Annotated in this window: 17 protein-coding genes; 5 read left to right on the top strand and 12 right to left on the bottom strand. The window is 71.2% G+C overall.

Features of this window, described 5'->3' with window-relative positions:
* Positions 1-38 precede the first annotated feature (38 nt).
* Complete coding sequence (locus tag JT721_RS21830) at positions 39-938, top strand: LOG family protein (RefSeq protein ID WP_205474200.1); 900 nt, start codon at positions 39-41, stop codon at positions 936-938.
* 39 nt (positions 939-977) lie between these two features.
* Here JT721_RS21830 and JT721_RS15690 read toward each other — a convergent pair whose 3' ends face one another.
* Complete coding sequence (locus tag JT721_RS15690) at positions 978-2135, bottom strand: glycosyltransferase family 1 protein (protein WP_205474201.1); 1158 nt, start codon at positions 2133-2135, stop codon at positions 978-980.
* 105 nt (positions 2136-2240) lie between these two features.
* Between JT721_RS15690 and JT721_RS15695 the strand changes: the two genes are divergently transcribed.
* On the top strand, positions 2241-4049 hold the full coding sequence (locus tag JT721_RS15695; RefSeq protein WP_205474202.1) for a TIGR03767 family metallophosphoesterase: 1809 nt from the start codon (positions 2241-2243) through the stop codon (positions 4047-4049).
* A gap of 19 nt (positions 4050-4068) precedes the next feature.
* On the opposite strand, the gene rlmN is transcribed toward JT721_RS15695, so the two are convergent.
* From rlmN to rpsB, 7 genes are all read right to left on the bottom strand, one after another.
* A complete protein-coding gene (gene rlmN / locus JT721_RS15700) occupies positions 4069-5226 on the bottom strand; it encodes a 23S rRNA (adenine(2503)-C(2))-methyltransferase RlmN (RefSeq protein ID WP_240340878.1) in 1158 nt (385 codons plus the stop codon).
* A gap of 60 nt (positions 5227-5286) precedes the next feature.
* Positions 5287-5742, bottom strand: coding sequence for a hypothetical protein (locus JT721_RS15705; protein ID WP_205474204.1), 456 nt, complete (start codon positions 5740-5742; stop codon positions 5287-5289).
* Positions 5743-5834: 92 nt separating this feature from the next.
* Positions 5835-6725, bottom strand: a complete 891-nt coding sequence (locus tag JT721_RS15710) for a phosphatidate cytidylyltransferase (protein WP_205474205.1) — start codon at positions 6723-6725, stop codon at positions 5835-5837.
* A 25-nt stretch (positions 6726-6750) separates the two neighbouring features.
* The gene (frr, locus tag JT721_RS15715; RefSeq protein ID WP_205474328.1) at positions 6751-7305 is read right to left on the bottom strand and encodes a ribosome recycling factor; all 555 of its coding nucleotides are present in this window, start codon (positions 7303-7305) and stop codon (positions 6751-6753) included.
* A 62-nt stretch (positions 7306-7367) separates the two neighbouring features.
* Positions 7368-8081 (bottom strand): UMP kinase, encoded by a 714-nt coding sequence (pyrH, locus tag JT721_RS15720; protein WP_205474206.1) that lies wholly within the window; start codon positions 8079-8081, stop codon positions 7368-7370.
* Between the two features lie 108 nt (positions 8082-8189).
* Positions 8190-8999: a translation elongation factor Ts gene (tsf, locus tag JT721_RS15725; protein ID WP_205474207.1), complete on the bottom strand. Its 810-nt coding sequence runs from the start codon at positions 8997-8999 to the stop codon at positions 8190-8192.
* Between the two features lie 35 nt (positions 9000-9034).
* Positions 9035-10009 (bottom strand): 30S ribosomal protein S2, encoded by a 975-nt coding sequence (gene rpsB / locus JT721_RS15730; RefSeq protein ID WP_205474208.1) that lies wholly within the window; start codon positions 10007-10009, stop codon positions 9035-9037.
* Between the two features lie 410 nt (positions 10010-10419).
* Between rpsB and JT721_RS15735 the strand changes: the two genes are divergently transcribed.
* Positions 10420-11118 carry a M23 family metallopeptidase gene (locus JT721_RS15735; protein WP_205474209.1) on the top strand — a complete coding sequence of 233 codons (699 nt, stop codon included), beginning with the start codon at positions 10420-10422 and terminating at the stop codon, positions 11116-11118.
* Here the strand turns inward: JT721_RS15735 and JT721_RS15740 are convergent.
* The 3 genes from JT721_RS15740 to JT721_RS15750 form a co-directional block, all read right to left on the bottom strand.
* Positions 11094-11993 (bottom strand): tyrosine recombinase XerC, encoded by a 900-nt coding sequence (locus tag JT721_RS15740; protein WP_205474329.1) that lies wholly within the window; start codon positions 11991-11993, stop codon positions 11094-11096. The two genes, JT721_RS15735 and JT721_RS15740, sit on opposite strands and share 25 nt — an antisense overlap.
* 121 nt (positions 11994-12114) lie before the next feature.
* Positions 12115-13248 carry a DNA-processing protein DprA gene (dprA, locus tag JT721_RS15745; protein WP_205474210.1) on the bottom strand — a complete coding sequence of 378 codons (1134 nt, stop codon included), beginning with the start codon at positions 13246-13248 and terminating at the stop codon, positions 12115-12117.
* Positions 13245-13895 carry an ATP-binding protein gene (locus JT721_RS15750; protein WP_205474211.1) on the bottom strand — a complete coding sequence of 217 codons (651 nt, stop codon included), beginning with the start codon at positions 13893-13895 and terminating at the stop codon, positions 13245-13247. The genes dprA and JT721_RS15750 overlap by 4 nt, the downstream gene beginning before the upstream one ends.
* Before the next feature lie 28 nt (positions 13896-13923).
* Between JT721_RS15750 and JT721_RS15755 the strand changes: the two genes are divergently transcribed.
* Positions 13924-15333 (top strand): recombinase family protein, encoded by a 1410-nt coding sequence (locus JT721_RS15755; RefSeq protein WP_205474212.1) that lies wholly within the window; start codon positions 13924-13926, stop codon positions 15331-15333.
* Positions 15334-15441: 108 nt separating this feature from the next.
* On the opposite strand, the gene JT721_RS15760 is transcribed toward JT721_RS15755, so the two are convergent.
* Positions 15442-16272 (bottom strand): hypothetical protein, encoded by an 831-nt coding sequence (locus JT721_RS15760; RefSeq protein WP_205474213.1) that lies wholly within the window; start codon positions 16270-16272, stop codon positions 15442-15444.
* A gap of 651 nt (positions 16273-16923) precedes the next feature.
* Between JT721_RS15760 and JT721_RS15765 the strand changes: the two genes are divergently transcribed.
* A complete protein-coding gene (locus JT721_RS15765) occupies positions 16924-20862 on the top strand; it encodes a hypothetical protein (RefSeq protein WP_205474214.1) in 3939 nt (1312 codons plus the stop codon).
* Positions 20863-20890: the final 28 nt, after the last annotated feature.

Here is a 20890-nt window from a genome sequence, read left to right on the forward strand (position 1 = left end):
GCCCGGGGTGGGGTGGGCCGAGCGGTAGGTTCGCCGCCGTGAGGCCCACCCACCACCGGATCACCCCGGCCGACGCCCCGCAGGTCGCCCACGAACCGCCGGTCGACGTGCACCGCACCACGCTCTACACCGCGGCCGAGCTCTACGACGACCCGTCCTACCCCGCCTCGCTCGACGCCCGCGCCTACGCGTGGGCCGCACTGCCCGCCTGCCGCGAGGACGCGCTGGCCCGGGCCCTGCACGACCACGCCATCGACCAGGCGCTCGAGGCGTGGGTGCGCCCGCGCAGCCTGGTGGGCGTGATGGGCGGCCACGCGCTGCGCCGCGGCACCACCGACTACGCCGCCGCGGCCCGGCTCGGCCACCGCCTCGGCCGCACCCACGTGGTGGCGACCGGCGGCGGCCCGGGCGCGATGGAGGCGGCCAACCTGGGCTGCTGGCTGGCCGACGAGCCGGCCGAGGCGGTCACCGAGGCGCTCGCCACGCTGGCGACCGTGCCGGGGTTCGCACCCGTCGAGCCGTGGGTCGCGGCGGCGTTCGCCGTGCGCGAGCGGCACCCGGAGGGCCGCGACTCGCTGGCGATCCCGACCTGGCACTACGGCCACGAGCCGCCCAACGTGTTCGGCACCGTGATCGCCAAGTACTTCCGCAACGCGGTGCGCGAGGCGATCCTGCTCGAGGTCTGCGACGCGGGCATCGCGTTCCTGCCCGGCGCGGCCGGCACCGTGCAGGAGGTGTTCCAGGACGCCTGCGAGAACTACTACGCCGACGAGGCCTCCGTGACGCCGATGGTGCTGGTGGGCCGGGAGTACTGGACCGAGGTCCTCCCGCTCTGGCCGATGCTGCGCTCGCTGGCCAGGGGCCGGGCCATGGAGCCGCACGTCCACCTCGTCGACACCGTCGACGAGGCCGCGGCGCTGCTCGGAGCGGGCGGCTGAGGGGACGGCGCTCGTCGTGCCCCGGACCGCCCCGCCTCCTCAGCCTGCCGGCGCCAGGCGGGTGGCCGCCGCCGCGACCACCTCGCGGTAGTGGTCGACGAGGGCGGCGTTGACCACGTCCCACGACCGGTCGCGGACGCTGCGCCGGGCGGCCAGGCCCATCCGGCGGCGGAAGAGCGGGTCGCGGGCCAGCCGGTCGACGTAGCCGCCGAGGTCGTCGCCGTCGCCCGGCTCGTAGAGGAACCCCGCGACGCCGTCGGCGACCACGTCGACCGGGCCTCCCGAGCGGGGTGCGACCACCGGCACGCCGGAGGCCAGCGCCTCCTGCGCCGACTGGCAGTAGGTCTCGTGGCGGCCGGTGTGGACGAACACGTCGAGCGAGGCGTGCGCCCGGCCCAGCTCCTCGCCGTGCAGGACGCCCAGGAACGTCGCGCCGGGCAGCAGGCGGCGCAGCCGGTCCTCCTCGGGCCCCCCGCCGACGACCACGAGCGCGTAGCGGGGGTCGCCGACGAGACAGGTGAGCAGCTCAAGCTCCTTCTCCGGGGCGAGCCGCCCGACGTAGCCGACCAGGAGCCGGCCGTCGGGGGCGATCCGTCGGCGCAGCGCGGGGTCGCGGTGCACGGGGTGGAACTGCTGCAGGTCGACGCCGCGCGGCCACAGCGCGACGTCCTCGACCCCGAGCGCCGCCAGCTGGGCGACGCTGGCCGACGACGGGGCGAGGGTGCGGTCGACGCCGGTGTGGATGCGCCGCGTGAGGTAGGACATCGCGCGGGTCATCGCCCGGCCGCCGCCGGCGACGTCGTAGCGCTCGGCGAAGCCGACCAGGTCGGTCTGGTAGACCGCGACCGTCGGGATCCCGAGCTCGCGCGCCGCGCGGGCCGCCTGGTGCCCGAGGGTGGCCGGCGAGGCGATGTGGACGACGTCGGGGGCGAACCTCGCCATCACCGAGCGCAGCCGGGCCCGGGTCTCCAGGCCGAGCCGGAAGTCGCGGTAGAAGGGCAGGTTCGCGCCGCGGGCGTGGTGCACCCGGAAGCCGGCGTAGGCGTCGGGCCCGGTGGGCGCGACGAGCTCGGCGGCGTGACCCTCGGCGGCAAGGTGGTCGAGCACCCGCCGCACCGACCCGGTGACGCCGTTGACCTGCGGCAGGAAGGACTCCGAGACCACGAGCACCCGGAGCGGGGACGGACTGGTCGTCATGGCCCGGACGCTAGGAACCGGGTCGCAACGGGCGGCGGTCCAGACGCGTCCGACACGTGAAGATCGCGTGACGTGACGTAGGCCACGGTGGCTCGTTGAGGCGGTGTGAAGCTGACCCGACGTGGCCTGATCCGTTCCGGCGCCGCCCTCGGCGGTGTCGCCGCCGCGAGCTCGCTGCCCGCCGCCCCCACGCGTGCCGCCGGCGTGCGCGCCGCCGCCGGCCGCACCCTGGCCGCCCTCCAGCGGACGACGCTGGTGCAGGTGCTGCTCCGCGGCACGCCCGACGCCCTGGGCTACCGCAAGGTCGTCACCGGTCCCGGCGAGCCGCACCTGCTGCGCACCGACCTCGGCGTCGCCGCGGTCGAGGGCCGGGTCGCGCGCCGCCGGCCGCTGATCGCCTTCGCCCAGCTCAGCGACGTGCACATCACCGACGTGCAGTCGCCGCTGCGGGTGGAGTGGACCGACCGCCTCGAGGACCCGCCGAGCCCCCTGCACACCGGGCTGCTCACCTCGGCCTACCGGCCCCAGGAGCTGATGTGCGGCCAGGTGGCCGACGCGATGGTCCGCGAGCTCAACGAGATCGGCTCCGGCCCGGTGACCGGGCTACCGCTGACCCTGGCCATCCAGACCGGCGACAACTCCGACAACTCCCAGTTCAACGAGGTCCGCTGGAACATCGACCTGCTCGACGGCGGCACGGTCAAGGTCGACTCCGGCAACCCCAACAAGTTCGAGGGCGTCGCCGACGACAACCCGCTCTTCTACGACCAGCACTACTGGCACCCCCACGGCACCCCGCGCGGCAAGATCGACGACGTCCCCCGGCGCAAGCGCGGGTTCCCGACCGTGCCGGGCCTGCTCGACGCCGTCCGGCGCCCGTTCCAGGCGCAGGGCCTGCAGATGGAGTGGTACTCGGCGTTCGGCAACCACGACGGCCTGGCCCAGGGCAACTTCCCCCAGTCGCTCCAGCTCGGCCTGGTCTCGACCGGCATCCTCAAGATCGTCTCGCCCCCGGCCGGCCTCGCGCCCGGGCAGGTGCTCGAGGCGTTTCAGGACGGCGACCCGGTCGCCCTGCTGCAGTCGCTGGCGCTGACCCCGGCGGTCCGGGTCGTCACCCCCGACGCGAGGCGGAAGCTGCTGACCCGCAAGCAGGTCGTCGAGCAGCACTTCCAGACCACCGGGCTGCCGGTCGGCCACGGGTTCACCCCCGAGAACCGCACCAAGGGCACCGCCTACTACTTCTTCGACAAGGGCGACGTGCGCTTCGTCGTCCTCGACACCGTCAACCCCAACGGCTACTCCGACGGGTCCATCGACAACGTGCAGTTCCAGTGGCTCCAGCAGCTGCTCGCCGCCTCGACGGACAAGATCGTGCTGGTCTTCAGCCACCACACCTCCGGCACCATGACCAACCCCCTCCAGCTCACCGGCCTCGACGGCCGGCCGCGCGTGCTGGGCGGACGGGTGGTCGAGGAGCTCCTCGAGCACCCGCACGTGGCAGCCTGGATCAACGGCCACACCCACAGGAACCAGATCTGGGCCCGCACCCGCGCCGACGGCACCGGTGGCTTCTGGGAGATCAACACCGCCTCCCACATCGACTGGCCGCAGCAGTCACGGCTGATCGAGATCGCCGACAACCAGGACGGCACCCTGTCGATCTTCACCACCCTGGTCGACCACGCCGGTCCCCCGGCCGCGAGCGGCACCGGCGACTCGCTCCAGCTCGCCGCCCTGGGTCGCGAGCTGGCCGCCAACGACTGGCACCACGCCGACGACAGCCACCGCGGCAACCGCGACTCCCGCAACGTCGAGCTGGTCGTCCAGGCGCCGGCGTTCCTGGCCGCCCGGGCGGCGTCCGCGCCGGCCGTCGAGGCCGGCGTCGGCGCACTGGGCGTGCTGGCGCGCGGCTGAGCCGGCGCCGCCCGGGGCCTCAGGCCTCGGTGGCGGCCAGCTGCCCGCAGGCGCCGTCGATCTCGCGGCCCCGGGTGTCGCGCACGGTCGTGGGGATGCCCCGCGCCTCGAGCCGGCGCACGAACTCGCGCTCGTCGGCCGGGTCGGACGCCGTCCACTTGCTGCCCGGCGTCGGGTTGAGCGGGATCAGGTTCACGTGCACCCAGCCCCAGTCGCCGCGCGCCTGCAGCACGTCGGCCAGCAGGTCGGCGCGCCACGCCTGGTCGTTGATCCCGCGCATCATGGCGTACTCGATCGAGACCCGGCGCTTGGTGGTCGAGGCGTAGGTCCACGCCGCGTCGACGGTCTCGGCGACCGAGAACCGGGTGTTGATCGGCACCAGCTCGTTGCGCAGCTCGTCGTCGGGCGCGTGGAGGCTCAGCGCCAGCGTGACCGGGATGCCCTCCTCGGCCAGCTGCAGGATCCGCGGCACCAGCCCCACGGTCGAGACCGTGACCCCCCGGGCCGACATGCCGAGGCCGTCGGGGCTCGGATCGGTGAGGCGTCGTACGGCCCCGATCACGGCTCGGTAGTTGGCCAGCGGCTCGCCCATGCCCATGAAGACCACGTTGGAGACCCGGCCGGGGCCGCCGGGCACCTCGCCGCGCGCCAGCGAACGGGCGCCGGCGACCACCTGCTCGACGATCTCGGCGGTCGACATGTTGCGCTGCAACCCGCCCTGGCCGGTGGCGCAGAACGGGCAGGCCATCCCGCAGCCGGCCTGGCTCGACACGCAGATCGTGGCCCGGTCGGGGTAGCGCATCAGCACCGACTCGACCAGCGAGCCGTCGAAGAGCTTCCACAGGGTCTTGCGGGTGGTGCCCCGGTCGGCCTCCATGGTGCGCAGCGGCGACATCAGCTCCGGCAGCAGGGTGCGCACGAGGTCGTCGCGCTGCGCCGCCGGCAGGTCGGTCATCTCCGCCGGGTCGTCGACGAGCCGGCCGAAGTAGTGGTGGGAGAGCTGCTTGGCGCGGAACGCCGGCAGCCCGTGCTCGCGCAGCAGCTCGGCCCGGCCGGCGGGGTCGAGGTCGGCGAGGTGGCGCGGCGGCTTGGCGCGACCGCGCGGCGGGTCGAGGACCAGCGGCAGCGCGGTGGCGCCCTCGGGCGGGGTGGGGGCAGGCGTGGGGGTCTCGGACATGACGCCGCCCATTCTCCCACCCGGCCCCCGGGCGCGCCGATTCGTCGCCGACGGCGCTGGTCAGGACTGGTTCTGGATCAGCAGCCAGAGCACCAGCCCGCCCACGGCGGCCACCACGACCGCCGAGAGCACCATCCCGAGGAGCATGTAGCGGCCGAAGCGGCGGGTGTGCGACCGCACCAGCAGGCCGAGCGGGATGGCGAAGATGACGAGCACGAAGGGGAACAGCGCCTCCACCCGGTCGCGCTCGAAGAGCCAGCGCAGCACCTGGCCGTAACCGGCCGGCACCACCACGATCGTGACCATGCCGGTGAAGAACGCCGCGATCGGCGTGAACGTCGGGTGGTCGCGGTGCCACCAGCCGAGCTCCGCGGCGTCGTCGTCACGGTCCTGGTCGCCGGCGCCGGCGTCCGGGTCGGTCGGGCCGGTCGGGTCAGTCGCATCCGGGTCGTGGTGCTGCTCCGGCGCTACCACCCGACGAGGGCGCTCCTCGTCGAGGGGGTGCGGGTTGCTCACGCCCCCGACCCTAGTCCCCGCGCGGCTGACCGGCCGGGAGGCGCGGCCCGGCCCGGGACAAGGCGCGGACCGCTCGGCTGGAAGATGGCCCGCTAGAAGACGGCGTAGTGGAGCAGCAACCAGATCGGCGCGATCGTGGCGAGCAGCGAGTCGAGCCGGTCCATCAGCCCGCCGTGGCCCGGGATCACCTGGCTCATGTCCTTGATGCCGAGGTCGCGCTTGATCACCGACTCGCACAGGTCGCCGAGGGTGGCCATCACCACGGCGATGGCGCCGAGCGCCAGGCCCACCCACCAGTCGCCGTCGAGCAGGAGCACCACCAGCGTGATGCCGGCCGCGACCGTGAACACCAGCGAGCCGGCGAAGCCCTCCCACGACTTCTTCGGGGAGATGACCGGGGCCATCGGGTGCCGGCCGAACAGCACGCCGGCGACGTAGCCACCGATGTCGGAGGCGATGGTGACCAGGATGAACGTGATGATGCCCTGCACGCCCAGGTCGTCGACGCCCGCGCCGACCTCGTCGAGGTTGGTGCCCCCCTCGCTCAGCATCAGCGCCACGAACGAGCCGAGGAAGGGCACGTAGACCAGGGTGAACACCGCCGCGGTGGCGTTCTGCACGTAGCCGTCGATGCCACGCTGGAGCAGCCACAGCATGACCACGAGGGCCGTGACCGCGGTGGCGGTGACGAGGGCCGGGGCGCCCCAGAAGTAGGCGACCACCACCATCACGACGCCGCCGACCATGAGCGGCTGCTCGGGCAGGTCGATGCCCTTGGCCAGCAGCCCCTTGCGCAGCTCCCAGATCGCGACGACCACGGCGGCCGCGACGATCAGCATGAACGCCGTCTTCCACACCAGCAGCGAGACCGCGATCGCCACGAGCAGGACGACGGCGCTGGCGACGGCGGCCTTGAGGTCGCGGCCGGCCCGCCCGTGGTCCTTCTGCTGCTCGGGCACGGGTGTGGCGGGGGTGTCGGTCATGTGAGGGGTGTCGAGCGGAGAGGCCTCAGACCTCGATCAGCTCGGCCTCCTTGTTCTTGAGCATCTCGTCGATGGCGTCGGTGTGGGCCTTGGTCATCGCGTCGAGCCGCTTCTCGGCGCCGGTGACGTCGTCCTTGCCGACCTCGCCGTCCTTCTCGAGCTTCTCCAGGCCCTGCTTGGCGGTGCGGCGCAGGTTGCGCACGGCGACCCGGCCGTCCTCGGCCTTGGCGCGGGCGACCTTGATGTACTCCTTGCGGCGGTCCTCGGTCAGCTCGGGGAACACGCAGCGCAGCACCTTGCCGTCGTTGGACGGGTTGACGCCGAGGTCGGAGTCGCGGATCGCCTTCTCGACGTTCGCCATCGCCCCGATGTCGTAGGGCTGCACCAGGATGGTCCGGGCCTCCGGCGCGGTGAACGACGCCAGCTGCTGGAGCGGGGTCGGCGTGCCGTAGTAGTCGACCAGGATCTTGTTGAACATGCTGGGCTGGGCGCGGCCGGCGCGGATCGCGGCGAACTCCTCGCGCGTGGACTCCACCGACTTGGTCATCTTGCCGTCGGCCTCGTTGAGGATGTCGTTGATCACGCCTGCTCCTGCGTCTCGTCGTGCTCGGTGGTGTGCTGCGGTGCTCTCGGGGGGGTGGGTCAGCCGGCGCTGACCCGCGTGCCGATCCTCTCACCCTGCACGACGCGCAGGATGTTGCCCTCGGGCTCCATCCCGAAGACGATCATCGGCAGCTTGTTCTCCCCGCAGAGGGCGAACGCGGTCTGGTCCATGATCCGCAGGCCGCGCTGGATCGCGTCGTCGTAGGTGAGCTCGTCGAACTTCGTGGCGGTCGGGTCGACCTTGGGGTCGGCGCTGTAGACGCCGTCGACGCCGCTCTTGGCGACCAGCACGACGTCGCACTTGCTCTCGAGCGCGCGCTGGACGGCGACGGTGTCGGTGGAGAAGAACGGCATGCCCATGCCGGCGCCGAAGATCACGACCCGGCCCTTCTCCATGTGGCGGATCGCCCGGCGCGGGATGTAGGGCTCGGCGACCTGGCCCATGGTGATCGCGGTCTGCACCCGGGTCTCCACCCCGAGCTTCTCCAGGAAGTCCTGGAGGGCCAGGCAGTTCATCACGATGCCGAGCATGCCCATGTAGTCGGCGCGCACCCGGTCCATGCCGCGCTGCTGGAGCTCGGCGCCGCGGAAGAAGTTGCCGCCGCCGGTCACCACGGCGACCTGCACGCCGGCGCGCGCGACGGCCGCGATCTCCTGGGCGATCTTCTGCACGACGTCGGGGTCGACGCCGACCTTGCCGCCCCCGAACACCTCGCCCGAGAGCTTGAGAAGGACGCGCTTGTAGGCGGTCACACCGGATCCCTTCGTGGCTGCCTCGGACGCGACGAGGCCGGTCCGATGTCCAGATGTGCTGTCATCGAACCGGCCTCCTCCGCTGGGTCTGTCAGGAACCTATCGCCCTCAGGCGCCGACCTCGAAACGCGCGAAGCGGGTCACGGTGGTGCCGGCGGCGTCGAGCACCTGCTTGACCGACTTCTTCGACTCGAAGACCGACTCCTGGTCGAGCAGCACGATCTCCTTGAAGAACGCGCCGATCCGGCCCTCGACGATCCGCTCGACGGCGGCCTCGGGCTTGCCCTCCTCGAGGGTCTTCTTGGTCAGCACGGCCTTCTCGGCCTCCACGACGTCGGCCGGGACCTGGTCGCTGGTGAGGAACTGCGCCTTGAGCGCGGCGGCCTGCTGCGCGGCCTGCTTGGCCGCGGCCTCGTCGCCCTCGTACTCGACGAGGACACCGAGGCTCGGGGGCAGGTCGGAGGCCTTCTTGTGCAGGTAGACCGTGGTGTTGCCGTCGAAGTACGCGACCTGGCCGAGCTCGATCTTCTCGCCGATCGTGATCGCCAGGTCCTGCACGACCTCGCCGACGGTCTTGTCGCCGAGCTGGACGGCCTTGAGCGCCTCGGCGTCGCCGATCTTGTTCGCGTCGGCCGCCTCGGCGATCTGCTGGGCGGCGGTCACGAACGCCTCGTTCTTGGCGACGAAGTCGGTCTCGGCCAGCAGGCTGACCAGAGCGTTGCCCGACGCGGCCACCAGGCCGGCCGAGGTCTCGCGCTCCGCGCCTCGGGCGGCGGCCTTGGCCGCGCCCTTGACCCGGAGCAGCTCGACGGCCTTGTCGAAGTCGCCGTCGGTCTCGTCGAGCGCCTTCTTGCAGTCCATCATGCCGGCCTGCGTCAGCTCACGGAGCTTCTTGACGTCGGCTGCGGTGTAAGCCATGTGTCGTTGTCCTCTTCAGGTACGTCGGAGTGGGATCAGGCCTCGGTCGTGGGCTCGTCGGCGGCCGCGGCGGGAGCCTCGGCAGCCTCCTCCGCAGGTGCCTCGGCGGCGGCCTCGACCGGAGCCTCGGTGGCGGCGTCGGCGGCAGCGGCGGCCTCGGGGGCCTCCGACGCGGCGCCGGTCGCCTCCGACGCGGGCGCGTCGGCCTCGGCGCCGGTGGCGGCCACGGCGGCCTGCTCGGCCTCGCCACCCAGGAGCTCGCGCTCCCACTCGGCCAGCGGCTCCTCGGCGGCCGGCGCGGCGCTGTCGGTGTTGCCACCGGAGCGGGCGATGAGGCCCTCGGCGACGGCGTCGGCGACCACGCGGGTCAGCAGCCCGACGGCGCGGATCGCGTCGTCGTTGCCCGGGATCGGGAAGTCGACCTCGTCGGGGTCGCAGTTGGTGTCCAGGATGCCGATGATCGGGATCCGCAGCTTGCGGGCCTCCTCGACCGCCAGGTGCTCCTTCTTGGTGTCCACGACCCAGACCGCGGCCGGGGTGCGACCCATCTCGCGGATGCCGCCGAGGGTCTTCTCCAGCTTGTCGCGCTCGCGCTTCATCTGGAGGAGCTCCTTCTTCGTGCGGCCGGAGCCGGCCACGTCGTCGAAGTTGACCTCGTCGAGCTCCTTGAGTCGGTTGATCCGCTGGTGCACGGTCTGGAAGTTGGTGAGCATGCCGCCGAGCCAGCGCTGGTTGACGTAGGGCATGCCGACGCGGGTCGCCTGCTCGGCGATCGCCTCCTGCGCCTGCTTCTTGGTGCCCACGAACATCACGGTGCCGCCCTTGGCGACGGTCTCCTTGATGAACGCGTACGAACGGTCGATGTAGGCCAGCGACTGCTGCAGGTCGATGATGTAGATGCCGTTGCGCTCGGTCATGATGAAGCGCTTCATCTTGGGGTTCCAGCGACGGGTCTGGTGCCCGAAGTGGACGCCGCTCTCGAGGAGCTGGCGCATGGTCACGACTGCCATGTGCGTGTCTTCTTCCCTGTGTGGACGCACGACCGTGTGCACGCCCTTGAACCAGGGCGCACCGGCCGGGTGTCCGGTCGTTTTCAGTTCCTGCGACCGACGGGTGCCGGTCGCCCTGACGCCTGCGCGCGACCCGACCCGGATCGCTCCGGGACCGAGGGTCGTCGCCCACGGGTGGCCGGGGCCTGGGGAGGCCCCGTCGCGGTCTGCGGACGTGCGAAGTCAGCCCCCGAGGGGACTGCGTCCGCCAGACTACGCGACCCCGCCCGTCCCGGGCCAATCCGCCCCGACCCGGCGAGGGGTCCGCGACCGGGCCGCCTCTCGTCCACAGGGCGGCCTCCGGCGCGCCCCCTCCCCAGGCCGGGCGACTCCGGCGGCGCCCGGCGGCGTCGCGGCCGATCGTGGAGGACATGTCCCCGCGTCCGTGCGCCCGACCGCCCGCCCGATCGCCCGCCCGTCCCCGCCCGTCCGCCGCGGCGCTGCTCTGCCTGGTGCTGGGGCTGGTGGGCCTGGTTGGGGGGCTGGTGCTCGTGGCCACGGCCCCGGCCCGGGCCGACACCGACCCGGTGGGCGTCTGGCCGCTGCTGCCGGTGCCCGAGGTGGTGCACGGCTTCGACCCGCCCGCGTCGCCGTACGGTCCCGGCCACCGCGGGGTCGACCTCGGCGGCCGTCCCGGCCAGGCGGTCCGCTCCGCGCTGCCCGGCACGGTGACCTTCGCCGGTCCGCTGGCCGGCCGCGGGGTGGTGGTGGTCTCCCACGGCCCTACCCGCACCACCTACGAGCCAGTGGCTGCCGCGGTCGGGGTGGGCGACGCGGTGGCCGCCGGCGGCCACCTGGGGGCGCTCCAGCTGCCGGGGTCGCACTGCTTCCCCCGGGCCTGCCTCCACTGGGGCTGGATCGAGGGCGAGACCTACCTCGACCCGCTTCGCCTGGTGGGTGCGGGACCGGTGCGGCTGCTCCCCCTGTGGCGCGACCGGCCGGCGGCCCGGTCGGCGGCGGCATTCCCCTACCTGGGCCTGGTGCGGCTGGCGCTGACCGCGCTCGCGCTGCCCGGGCCGATCCCGGGACCGATCCCGGGGCCGGCTCAGGCCCGCGGGTGCGCCTGCTGATAGGCCCGCCGCAGCCGGTCGGTGGTGACGTGGGTGTAGAGCTGGGTGGTCGCGAGCGAGGCGTGGCCGAGCAGCTCCTGCACCGAGCGGAGGTCGGCACCTCCCTCCAGCAGGTGGGTCGCGGCCGTGTGCCGCAGGCCGTGCGGGCCGATGTCGGGGGCGCCCGGCACCTCCGCGATCCGGCGGTGCACCAGCTCGCGCACCGCCCGCGGGTCGATCCGGCGCCCGCGAGCGCCGAGGAACAGCGCCGCGCCGGCGCCCTCGGTCCGGAGCCGCGGCCGGCCGGTCTCGAGCCAGGCGTCGAGCGCCGCTGCCGCGGGCGCCCCGAACGGCACCGTGCGCTCCTTGCGGCCCTTGCCCAGCACCCGCACGACGTTGCGACCCCGGTCGACGTCGTCGACGTCCAGGCCGACCAGCTCCCCGACCCGGATGCCGGTGGCGTAGAGCAGCTCGAGCATCGCGACGTCGCGCAGCCCCACCGGGCTGCCGTCGTCGGCGAGCGCGGTCGCGGCCCGGATCAGGTCGGCGGCCTCGTCGGCGCGGAGCACCGGCGGCAGGGTGCGATGCGCCCTGGGCGAGCCCAGGCTGGCGCCGACGTCGTGGGGCATGCGCCCGCTGCGGGCCAGCCAGGCGGTGAACACCCGGGCGGCGGTGGCCCGGCGCGCGAGCGTGGTGCGCGACCGGCCCAGCGACTGCTGCTTGGCCAGCCAGGAGCGCAGCGAGCGCAGGTCGAGGGTGTCGACACCCGTGTGGCCGAGCCGGGCGGCGTGGTCGAGCATCCCGGCCACGTCACCCAGGTAGGCCCGCACCGTGTGCGCGGTGAGGTCGCGCTCGGAGGCGAGGTGGCGCTCGTAGTCGCCCAGCACCCGCGCCATCGGCTCGGGCAGCCCGGGGTCGGCCTCCTCGACCGGTGGGGTCTCGCTCACCCTCCCAGCGTAGGGACGACCGCCGTGTGGCCGGGTCCGGCGCGCGGCACCGCGGCGAACGGGCCGGCGCTCAGGCCCGGGCCGCCTCGGCCAGCCGCCAGCCGGTCGGCACCGACTCCACCAGTCCCATCCGCAGCAGCGCACCCAGCGCGGCTCGGACCTCGACCAGCCCCAGGCCGGCGGTGCGGGCGATCGAGTCGACCGGGGCGGGCGAGGCGACCGGCACCGCCTCGATCACCCGCTGCTGGCGGTGGTCGAGCCGGTCGCGCGGACGCTGCGGGCCCCGCGGCTCCTCGGCGAGCGCGTCGCCCGCTACCCCGGTGGCCTCGAGCACGTCGCGGCCGGACGTCACCAGCAGGGCCTCGCCGCTACGCACCAGGTGGTGGGCGCCCTGCGAGGTGACGCTGGTGACCGGTCCGGGCACGGCGAGCAGCGGCCGGTGCAGCCGGCTGGTCCACGTCGCGGTGTTGAGCGCCCCGCTGCGAGCGGCGGCCTCGACCACCACGGTGCCGCCGGCGAGCGCCGCGATCACCCGGTTGCGGGAGAGGAACCGCAGCCGGGTGGGCGCGCAGCCCGGCGCCAGCTCGGAGACGACCGCCCCCTCGGCGGCGAGGTGGTCGAGAAGCGGTCGGTGAGGCGTGGGGTAGGGCCGGTCGACGCCGCACGCGAGCACGGCGACCGTGCGACCGCCCGCGGCCAGTGCGCCGCGGTGGGCGGCCACGTCGATGCCGAACGCCGCCCCGGAGACCACCACCCGGCCCGCGTGAGCCACCGACGCGGCGATCTCGGCCGCCACGTCGGCGCCGTAGGTCGTGGCGTTGCGCGACCCGACCACCGCGACCGCGCGGTCGAGCCGGTCGAGGCGCACCGGGCCGCGCACCCACAGACCCAGTGGCGCGCCGCCCACCCGCTGCACCGGCTCGGCGCGGTCGAGGTCGGCGAGGCAATCCGGCCACTCCTCGTCGCCGGGCACGACGTAGCGGATGCCGGCGCGCCCGGCCCGCTCGAGGAGCAGCTCCGGCTCGACCGAGGCGAGCCGGGTGGCCATCTCGCCGGCCAGCTCGAGGTTGGCCCCCTCGTCGGCCAGCAGCCGGCGCAGCCGGACCGCGCCGAGCTCGGCCACCAGCCCGGTGAGCCGCACGTCGCCGGGCTCGCCCAGCAGGCTGAGCGCCACCCGGGCGACGCGCTCGTCGTCCCGGCTCATCCGGCCCGCCGGCGCAGCGCGTCGAGCGTGAGCGACTGACCGTGCCGCAGGGCCAGCGCGGTCTCGACCTCGGCCAGGTCGGGTCGGTCGCGGCCGGCGAGGTCGGCCAGGGTCCAGGCGAGCCGCAGCACCCGCACCGCGCCGCGGGCCGTCAGTGACCCACCGAAGGTGTCGCTGTCGACGCGCCGCAGTGCCTGGTCGGTGGGCGGGTAGCGACGTCGCAGCACCGGGCCCGGCACCTGCCCGTTGAGCCGCCAGCCCTCCCCGGCGTAGCGGGCCGCCTGGCGGGCGCGTGCGGCGGTGACGCGCTCGCGCACCGCGGCCGTCGGCTCCGGCGCGGCCCCCGGGGTGGCCTGGGCGTGCGGGGCGATCGGCGAGAGGTGCCGGGTGATGTCGATCCGGTCGGTGACCGGCCCCCGCACCCGCGACTGGTAGGCGCGGACGGCCCGGGCCGGGCACTTGCACCGGCTCTCGGAGGCGGCCGCCCGGTAGTCGCCGCAGGGGCACGGGTTGGCGGCCAGCACCACCAGGCAGCGCGCCGGCAGCGTCACCGACTCCTCGGCCCTGGCGATGGTGATGTCACCGCTCTCGAGCGGCTGGCGCAGGGCGTCGATGAGGTCGGCACGGAAGAGCGGGAACTCGTCCATCCATTAGTTACGTTGGCACAATGCGAATATGAAGGCTGCCTATGCCCGAATTAGTGATGATGCCGACGCCTCAGGGCTGGGCGTGGGGCGACAGCTCAGAGACTGCCGCGGCTTGGCCGAGCTCCGTGGCTGGGAGGTCCGAGAGTACGTCGACAACGACCTATCAGCCTTCAAACGCGGGGTAAAGCGGCCCCAGTTCGAGACCATGCTGCGCGACCTGGCTAACGGGGTAGTTGACGGGGTCGTCGTCTACAACCTCGATCGACTCGCTCGTCAACCCGTAGACCTTGAGCGCGTAATCGAGGTCTACGAGACCAACCCGGGACTCACCTTCGCCACGCTCGAGGGGGACATCAACCTCGCCAGCGACGACGGGCTGACGATGGCCCGGGTGATGGTGGCTTTCGCCAACAAGGCGTCGCTGGACACTGGCCGGCGTACGCGGCGCAAGCATCGCGAACTAGCTGAGGCCGGGCAACCAGTTGGCCGCCGCACTTTCGGGTGGCAGTCGGATCTGCGAACCCTCGATCCGGCAGAGGCTCCGTTGGCTCGTCAGGCGGTGACGGAAGTCCTTGACGGCATCCCGCTAGCCCACGTCGTAAGGCGGTGGAACGACGCAGGCGTGACAACCACCACTGGCAACCGCTGGAGCAGCCAGACACTGCGGAAGTACCTCCAGAACCCGCGGCTCGTCGGCTTGCGCACGCATCGTGGCGAAGTGCTGCTCACCCCCACCGGAGAGCCAGTGCACGGTGCTTGGGAACCATTGATCGACGGGGAAACCTGGGAGCGCCTGTGTCTCCACTTCGAGGCTCGGAAGCTTTCAGAGCCCAGCGGAGCCCGACGAGGGGCCCGCAAGTACCTGCTGACTGGGTTAGTCCGCTGCGGGGTTTGCCACGGGCTGATGTTCGGCAGCAAGGCTCGAGAGGACGGCAGGTTCAACTACGTCTGCGACCGAACTGCGCAAGACGGACATCGTGTTGCCATCAGCGGCCACCCAACAGATCGAGCCGCCCTCAACCTCACCTTTCGCCGGCTGACTCTGCAGACCGAGATCAGTGGGCCGGAGCCTTGGGATGGAGAAGACGCCTTGCGAGAGGTCAACGAACAGATCGCCGAACTCATGCGTGCATACGACGAACACGAACTACCGGGGCGGCTCGTGTTCCCTAGAGTCGCAGCGCTGGAGGCGCTGCGAGAGAAGGCCGCCAGGGATCGCGAGGCGTGGCTAGTTGCAACGACCGGCCCCCGCCTGGCCCCAGTGTCGGCCGACGAGTGGGCCAAGCTCGACCAAGTGGAACTCAGGGCGCGCTTGGATGCCACATGGCAAGCCATCTACGTTCGCCCTGTCACGCAGCGGACTGGACGCTTCGATCCCGAACGGCTTGATTTCGTCGAGAGAGAAACTCTGACATCTGGCGCCGCCCCTCAGGGCTGAATGGCGGCATGGCGGCCACTTTGGCCTCAATCCACCGTGCCTCTTCGACACTGACGGGAAACGGGTAGACCACGCCCTCGCATTCTCCGCGCTCTTCACAGTGTGAAGTCATGCGGCTGCGGCCAAGTGCGGCTCAACATCCTGACGACGACGCAGTTCGACTACACAGCACGCGACTTCCGATCGCGGCCGCAGGTCGTTGGCCTGGGTCGCCAGCTTCTCGCAGGCGATAGCGAAGCGGCGGCCAACTGTCGCGTGGTTAACGCCAAGGAGCGTGCCCGCCTCCCGGTGTGTCAGGTCGAGAACGCCGACCAAGTAGGCCGCTTGTCGCTCACCATGGCTGAGGTCAGCTCGCGACCAAGCGGTCCGGATGTCCAGGGCCGGCCCTGAAGGCTCCCGGCCATTCTGGACCCACACAAAGACGTGATCGTCGAGCAACGGAAGAAGGTCTCGGACACGCTCTGCTGAATAAGTCCCACCTTCGCTGCGGTGCCGGCCTGGGCTCGACGTGACGGTCGCCTGAGCCAGGCCACCAACCTGACCCGTGTGCTCGAGGAAGCTGGCTGTGCCGCCCCCGTTTTCCGCATCTAGGAGCGCGTCGAGGGAAAGGTGCGGGGCTGACGCAGGATCAGAGTCCTTCTTGGGCAATCGGCTCTTGTAGCGGTCGTACAGGTCCCGCAGTAGGCGGTACTGGAGCAACCTGTACGGTCCCAGCATTAACTCGCGCAGATCTGCGGTCCGGGAAGTGTCGAGGAACAGCTCCCAGGCCGTCTGCACGAGGTCGTCGCGGCTAAGCAGCACATCGCGATGCAAGTCGTTCTCATCGAGAAGCGCAGACAGGTTGATCTGATCCCCGGGACGAATGGCTCGGTCGACCGTGATGGCGAATTGGCGAGTCAGTTCAACAACCAGCGGCACTTCAAGCCCGTCCACCATCACGGTGAGCTGGTCTAGGTCATGCAGTAGTTCTTGGTGCATTGGGGGGACCCCCTTCAAGCGCGCGACTTTAAGCGACGAGCAGGTTCCCGGAGGCGTGGATCGCTACGTGCGGGCGACCCGTCCGGGCAGTGGCTCGCCACCACCGTCGACAGGACTTGATTCTATGAGTCTGAGGGTCGCGCTGATGGCAGACCAGCACTGGAGCGCACCAAGAGCGGCTCTCTCAGCGACTATGTTTGTGAACCTCGGCGCGGGGAGTGACTGTCCTCATGCTCCCCGTCCCTTCGGGGCGACATCCGGTTAACCGGTTGACCATGTAACTCGGCTAGCCGCTGGTTCCTCCGTCCCTTCGGCGCGACATCCGGTTAACCGGTTGACCATGTAACTCGGCTAGCCGCTGGTTCCTCCGCCCCTTCGGGGCGACATCCGGTTAACCGGTTGACCATGTAACTCGGCTAGCCGCTGGTTCCTCCGTCCCTTCGGCGCGACATCCGGTTAACCGGTTGACCATGTAACTCGGCTAGCCGCTGGTTCCTCCGCCCCTTCGGGGCGACATCCGGCTACTTCCCCTTCGGTGCGCGCACCCGCGACGCCAGACCTCATGCCTCCGCTGTCCGCTCGCAGGCACAAACGCTTGTCCTAGGAGTTCACATGCCTGCTGGCGCAACGGTGATCGGCAAGGTCGCCATCAAGGTCGTCCCGGACACGGGCGACTTCCGTCGCGAGGCGGAGCACGACCTCGACCGCATTGAGCGGCAGATCGACGAGCTGCGCGTCAGCATCGTCCCCGACATTTCGTCGCCCGCGTTACGGCAGGTGCGGGGTCAGCTCAACGTGCTGTCCCGCCGCCGTGCGGCGACCATCGCTCCCACCATCGACCAAGCTGCGGCTGCCCGCACGGCTACCGCTCTGGCTGCCCTGTCGGGCGGTCGCGGTCTGGCGAACATCGGCAGCGACTTCGGCGAGTACATCGGCAACCTCGACAGGGCTCTGCCCAAGATCGCCGCCACCAACCTGGCGCTCGCCAACCTCGCCTCGTCTGCGCTCACCTCGAGCGCCAACCTGCTGTCGCTCTCCGGCTCTCTCGCCAGCACGGCAGGTGCGGCTCTAGCCCTCCCCGGGATCTTCGGCGGCATGGCGATCGGCCTCGGGGCCAGCGTCGCCGTCCTCAGGGACTTCAACACGGTCCTGCCCGAGGTCAAGGAGGAGCTCGCAGCCACCCAGGACCGCATGTCTGCGCGCTTCTGGGCGGTCGCTGAGGCCCCCATCCGCAACCTGGTGACCTCTCTCCTCCCCCAGTTCTCCCGGGGGCTGGAGAGCGCCTCTGAGAGCCTCGGAGGCTTCTTCGGGAACCTCGCCTCGTCTGCCACCGGCATCTTCGACGGCCAGCTCGACGGCATGTTCGACGACCTCGGGTCGTCCATCAACATCGCCAGCGGCTACACCGACCAGTTCGTCGGCGTGTTGGCCAAGCTGGGCGACGTCGGAGCGGGCAACCTGCCCCGACTGGCCACCTGGTTCGGCGAGATCACCACCGACTTCGACAACTGGCTGGCGGAGCAGGGGCCTGACGGCCTCCAGCGCTTCGTCGACCAGGGCGTCATCGCGCTCCAGGATCTGGGCGGGGTGGTCGCCAACACTGGCGGCATCCTGTCCGGCCTCGCGGAGGCCGCGGAGGAGTCCGGGGCTTCCACGCTGGCCACCCTCCGGGCCACCACGCAGTCCATCGAGGAGACGGTCAACGGACCGACCTTCCAGAACGCGCTGCGCAACACCTTCCGCGGGGCCCGAGAGGGCCTCGACGAGCTGACCGACCGCAGCGGTGAGCAGTTCGAGGGCTTCATGCTCCGACTGGCCGACGTCGCGTCCAAGGCGCTGCCCAAGGCGGGCAAGGCTGCCGGCACCGGCCTCGGGGCGATCTTCGACACCCTCGACCAGCCGAGCGTGCAGACCGCCGCACTGGGCTTCTTCGACGACCTGAACACGGCTGTCGAGGACATTGCCCCGTCGCTTCCGAAGGTCGCTGACGGGCTGGCTGAGCTGGTCGACGCTGTTGGCCAGGTCGGCACCAACCTGTCGCGTGCCCTCGGCACCGCGCTGGACGACCTGTCCCCCACGTTCGGCGACCTGCTGAACGACCTCGAGCCCCTCATCGACCAGCTTGGCGATGGGCTCGTCAACGCGGTCGAGCTGGCCACCCCGGTGGTCGACGACCTCGCTGGTGGAGTCGGCGTCCTTGCGAGCGCTGTGGCCGACGTGCTGGCTCCGGTCAACGGGTTCATCGACCTCATCCAGAAGGCGCCCGCGCCGGTCAGGGCCCTCGGGTCCGAGCTGGTTGCGATCGGCGCCATCGTTGCCGGCACCATGTGGCTGGGCAGCGCCGCTCGCCTTCGTGTCACCAGCTTCGCCGACAGTCTCGTGGTTGCTGGCACCAAGGCCAAGGTCGCCGAAGGCGCCTTCCTCAGTGCCGGTGTCGGGGCGGAGAACTTCGCTGCCCGCATGACCCGGGCCCGCCTGGGCCTGGTGGGTGCTGGCCTCGCTGTCGGCACCCTGGGCACCGAGGCTGCCGGGTCCAACAAGGCCCTCAGCGTCCTGGCGTCCACTGCCGGTGGAGCCCTCGTCGGCTCCGCCTTCGGTCCGCTCGGCACTGCTATCGGTGCTGCCGGTGGAGCCCTCGTCGGCCTGGTGTCCTCTGCGGGCGCTGCGGGAGACGCGCTGACCGAAGCCAAGCCTCCGGCTCTCGACTTCGCCAGCACGCTCGACCAGATCACCGGGGCTGCCACTCGCGCCACGCACGAGATGGCCTACCTCGGCCTGAGCCAGACCGACGCCTTCAAGTCGGCTGCCGATCTGGGCATCGGTCAGCGCGAGCTTGTGAACGCACTCGTCGGCACCGGTCAAGAGGGGAAGCGAGCTCGTGCGGAGATCGACGGCCTTTTCAAGTCGCTGATGGACGGATCTAGTGGACTCACGCAGGGCTCTCCTGAGTGGGAGGAGTGGCGCAACGACGTCCACAAGGTGCGGAACGCCCTTGCTGACGTGGGCTACGAGCTGAAAGAGGACCAGGTTGCGACTCGCGCTCTGGCCTCTGCCACCGCTCCGCTCTCCGAGCTGTACCGCGGCTTCCCGAAGGAAGTCATCACGCGCATCCAGGCTGAGGGTCAGGCTCAGACGCTGGCCGACGTCGACAAGATCATCGGTCGCTACAAGCTCACGCCGAAGCAGGTCCGCACGCTCGTCACCACCGAGGGCGTGAAGGCCACCAAGGCTGAGGTCGACACCTTCATCAAGCAGCTCCGCACCACTGACCGACTCAAGGTCCGACCCAAGGTCGAGGCCGACGTCAAGGGCGCTGACGATGCCGTCAAGCGCACCAAGGGCAAGGTCGAGGACATCGGCAAGCTCGACGGCGTTGCCAAGGTGTCCGTCAAGGACAACGCGACCAAGCCGCTCGAGGTCGTGACCAAGAAGCTCGTCACCTACAACAAGACGATCGTCACAGCCACGGCCAAGCTGCGGGACAACGCCTCCACGGCGTTGGCCACGCTCACCTCGCGGGTGAACGCCCTCGACGGGCGGGTCATCAACATCACCACCAACCACCGCACGGCCTACTCCTCCACTGGCACCCCCGGTGGCAAGAAGCAGGGTGGCCCCCTCGGGGGCAAGCGTGCCGGCGAGATGGTGGCCGAGCTGTTCAGCGAGGGCTTCGAGAAGCGCCTGGAGAAGCTGCTGGATCGGGTCAACGACCTGTTCGAGAAGCGACTCGACAAGGCTGGCAAGAAGGGCGCTGCGGCCATCCGCAAGCGCTTCGGCGACGAGGTGACCGCGTACCGCGAACTGGCCAAGCAGCACGAGAAGCTGATGAACCAGTACGACGTGGCGAAGGACAAGTTGGACGCGCTCATCGAGCAGCAGAAGGCTTACCGGGAGCAGGTCACCGCCACCGTCGTGGCGACCAGTGACCCCACGTCGATGGGTGTCACCACGTACGCGGGCATCGTCCGCGGCCTGGAGGACGCTCGCAACAAGGCGGTCAAGTTCCGCGACGTCATCAAGCAGCTCATCAAGGACGGCCTGAACAAGACAACCCTCCAGCAGATCCTTGCTGCGGGTCCACAGGCCGGCCTGGCTGTTGCCGAGTCCATCCTCAACGGTGGCGTCGGGCAGGTCAACGACCTCCAGGCCGAGATCGACAACGCCGCCGCGGGTGTCGGTGCTGCCGCAGGGCAGACCATGTTCGGCGACCTGGTGGCGTCCGCACAGAACGACGTGGACAAGCTCATCAGCCAGTTGGGCCCGCTCCAGCAGCGGCTCCGCAAGTTCGCCACCGATCTCATCAAGGCGCTCAACGACCAGCTCAAGAAGGAGCTGGGCAACGGCGCTGGGGGCAACGGCATCAATGCGGTGTTCACGCCGGCCAGCCCCACCCGGGGCAAGGTCGCCGGCCCGGTGAACGCCCCCACTGGGGGTGCTGCTGGCAGCACCTACGTCGGCAAGCAGCTCAACTACTACGCCGCACCGGGCTCCTCCATCAGCACCGAGGAGGACTTCTTCGCTGCGGCTGGACGTGCACGAGGAGACATCTGAGCGTCCGAAATCAACGAATTGCACACCA

Origin of the sequence: Nocardioides sp. SYSU D00038, assembly GCF_016924665.1 — a bacterium.
Lineage (GTDB): Bacteria > Actinomycetota > Actinomycetes > Propionibacteriales > Nocardioidaceae > Nocardioides.

What these genes read in the sequence shown, in the direction of transcription:
- JT721_RS15690 (WP_205474201.1), bottom strand. Translation starts at nt 2,135, where the DNA reads ATGACGACCAGTCCGTCCCCGCTCCGGGTGCTCGTGGTCTCGGAGTCC.
- rlmN (WP_240340878.1), bottom strand. Translation starts at nt 5,226, where the DNA reads ATGTCCGAGACCCCCACGCCTGCCCCCACCCCGCCCGAGGGCGCCACC.
- JT721_RS15710 (WP_205474205.1), bottom strand. Translation starts at nt 6,725, where the DNA reads ATGACCGACACCCCCGCCACACCCGTGCCCGAGCAGCAGAAGGACCAC.
- tsf (WP_205474207.1), bottom strand. Translation starts at nt 8,999, where the DNA reads ATGGCTTACACCGCAGCCGACGTCAAGAAGCTCCGTGAGCTGACGCAG.
- rpsB (WP_205474208.1), bottom strand. Translation starts at nt 10,009, where the DNA reads ATGGCAGTCGTGACCATGCGCCAGCTCCTCGAGAGCGGCGTCCACTTC.
- JT721_RS15735 (WP_205474209.1), top strand. Translation starts at nt 10,420, where the DNA reads ATGTCCCCGCGTCCGTGCGCCCGACCGCCCGCCCGATCGCCCGCCCGT.
- JT721_RS15740 (WP_205474329.1), bottom strand. Translation starts at nt 11,993, where the DNA reads ATGGCGCGGGTGCTGGGCGACTACGAGCGCCACCTCGCCTCCGAGCGC.
- dprA (WP_205474210.1), bottom strand. Translation starts at nt 13,248, where the DNA reads ATGAGCCGGGACGACGAGCGCGTCGCCCGGGTGGCGCTCAGCCTGCTG.
- JT721_RS15750 (WP_205474211.1), bottom strand. Translation starts at nt 13,895, where the DNA reads ATGGACGAGTTCCCGCTCTTCCGTGCCGACCTCATCGACGCCCTGCGC.
- JT721_RS15755 (WP_205474212.1), top strand. Translation starts at nt 13,924, where the DNA reads ATGAAGGCTGCCTATGCCCGAATTAGTGATGATGCCGACGCCTCAGGG.
- JT721_RS15765 (WP_205474214.1), top strand. Translation starts at nt 16,924, where the DNA reads ATGCCTGCTGGCGCAACGGTGATCGGCAAGGTCGCCATCAAGGTCGTC.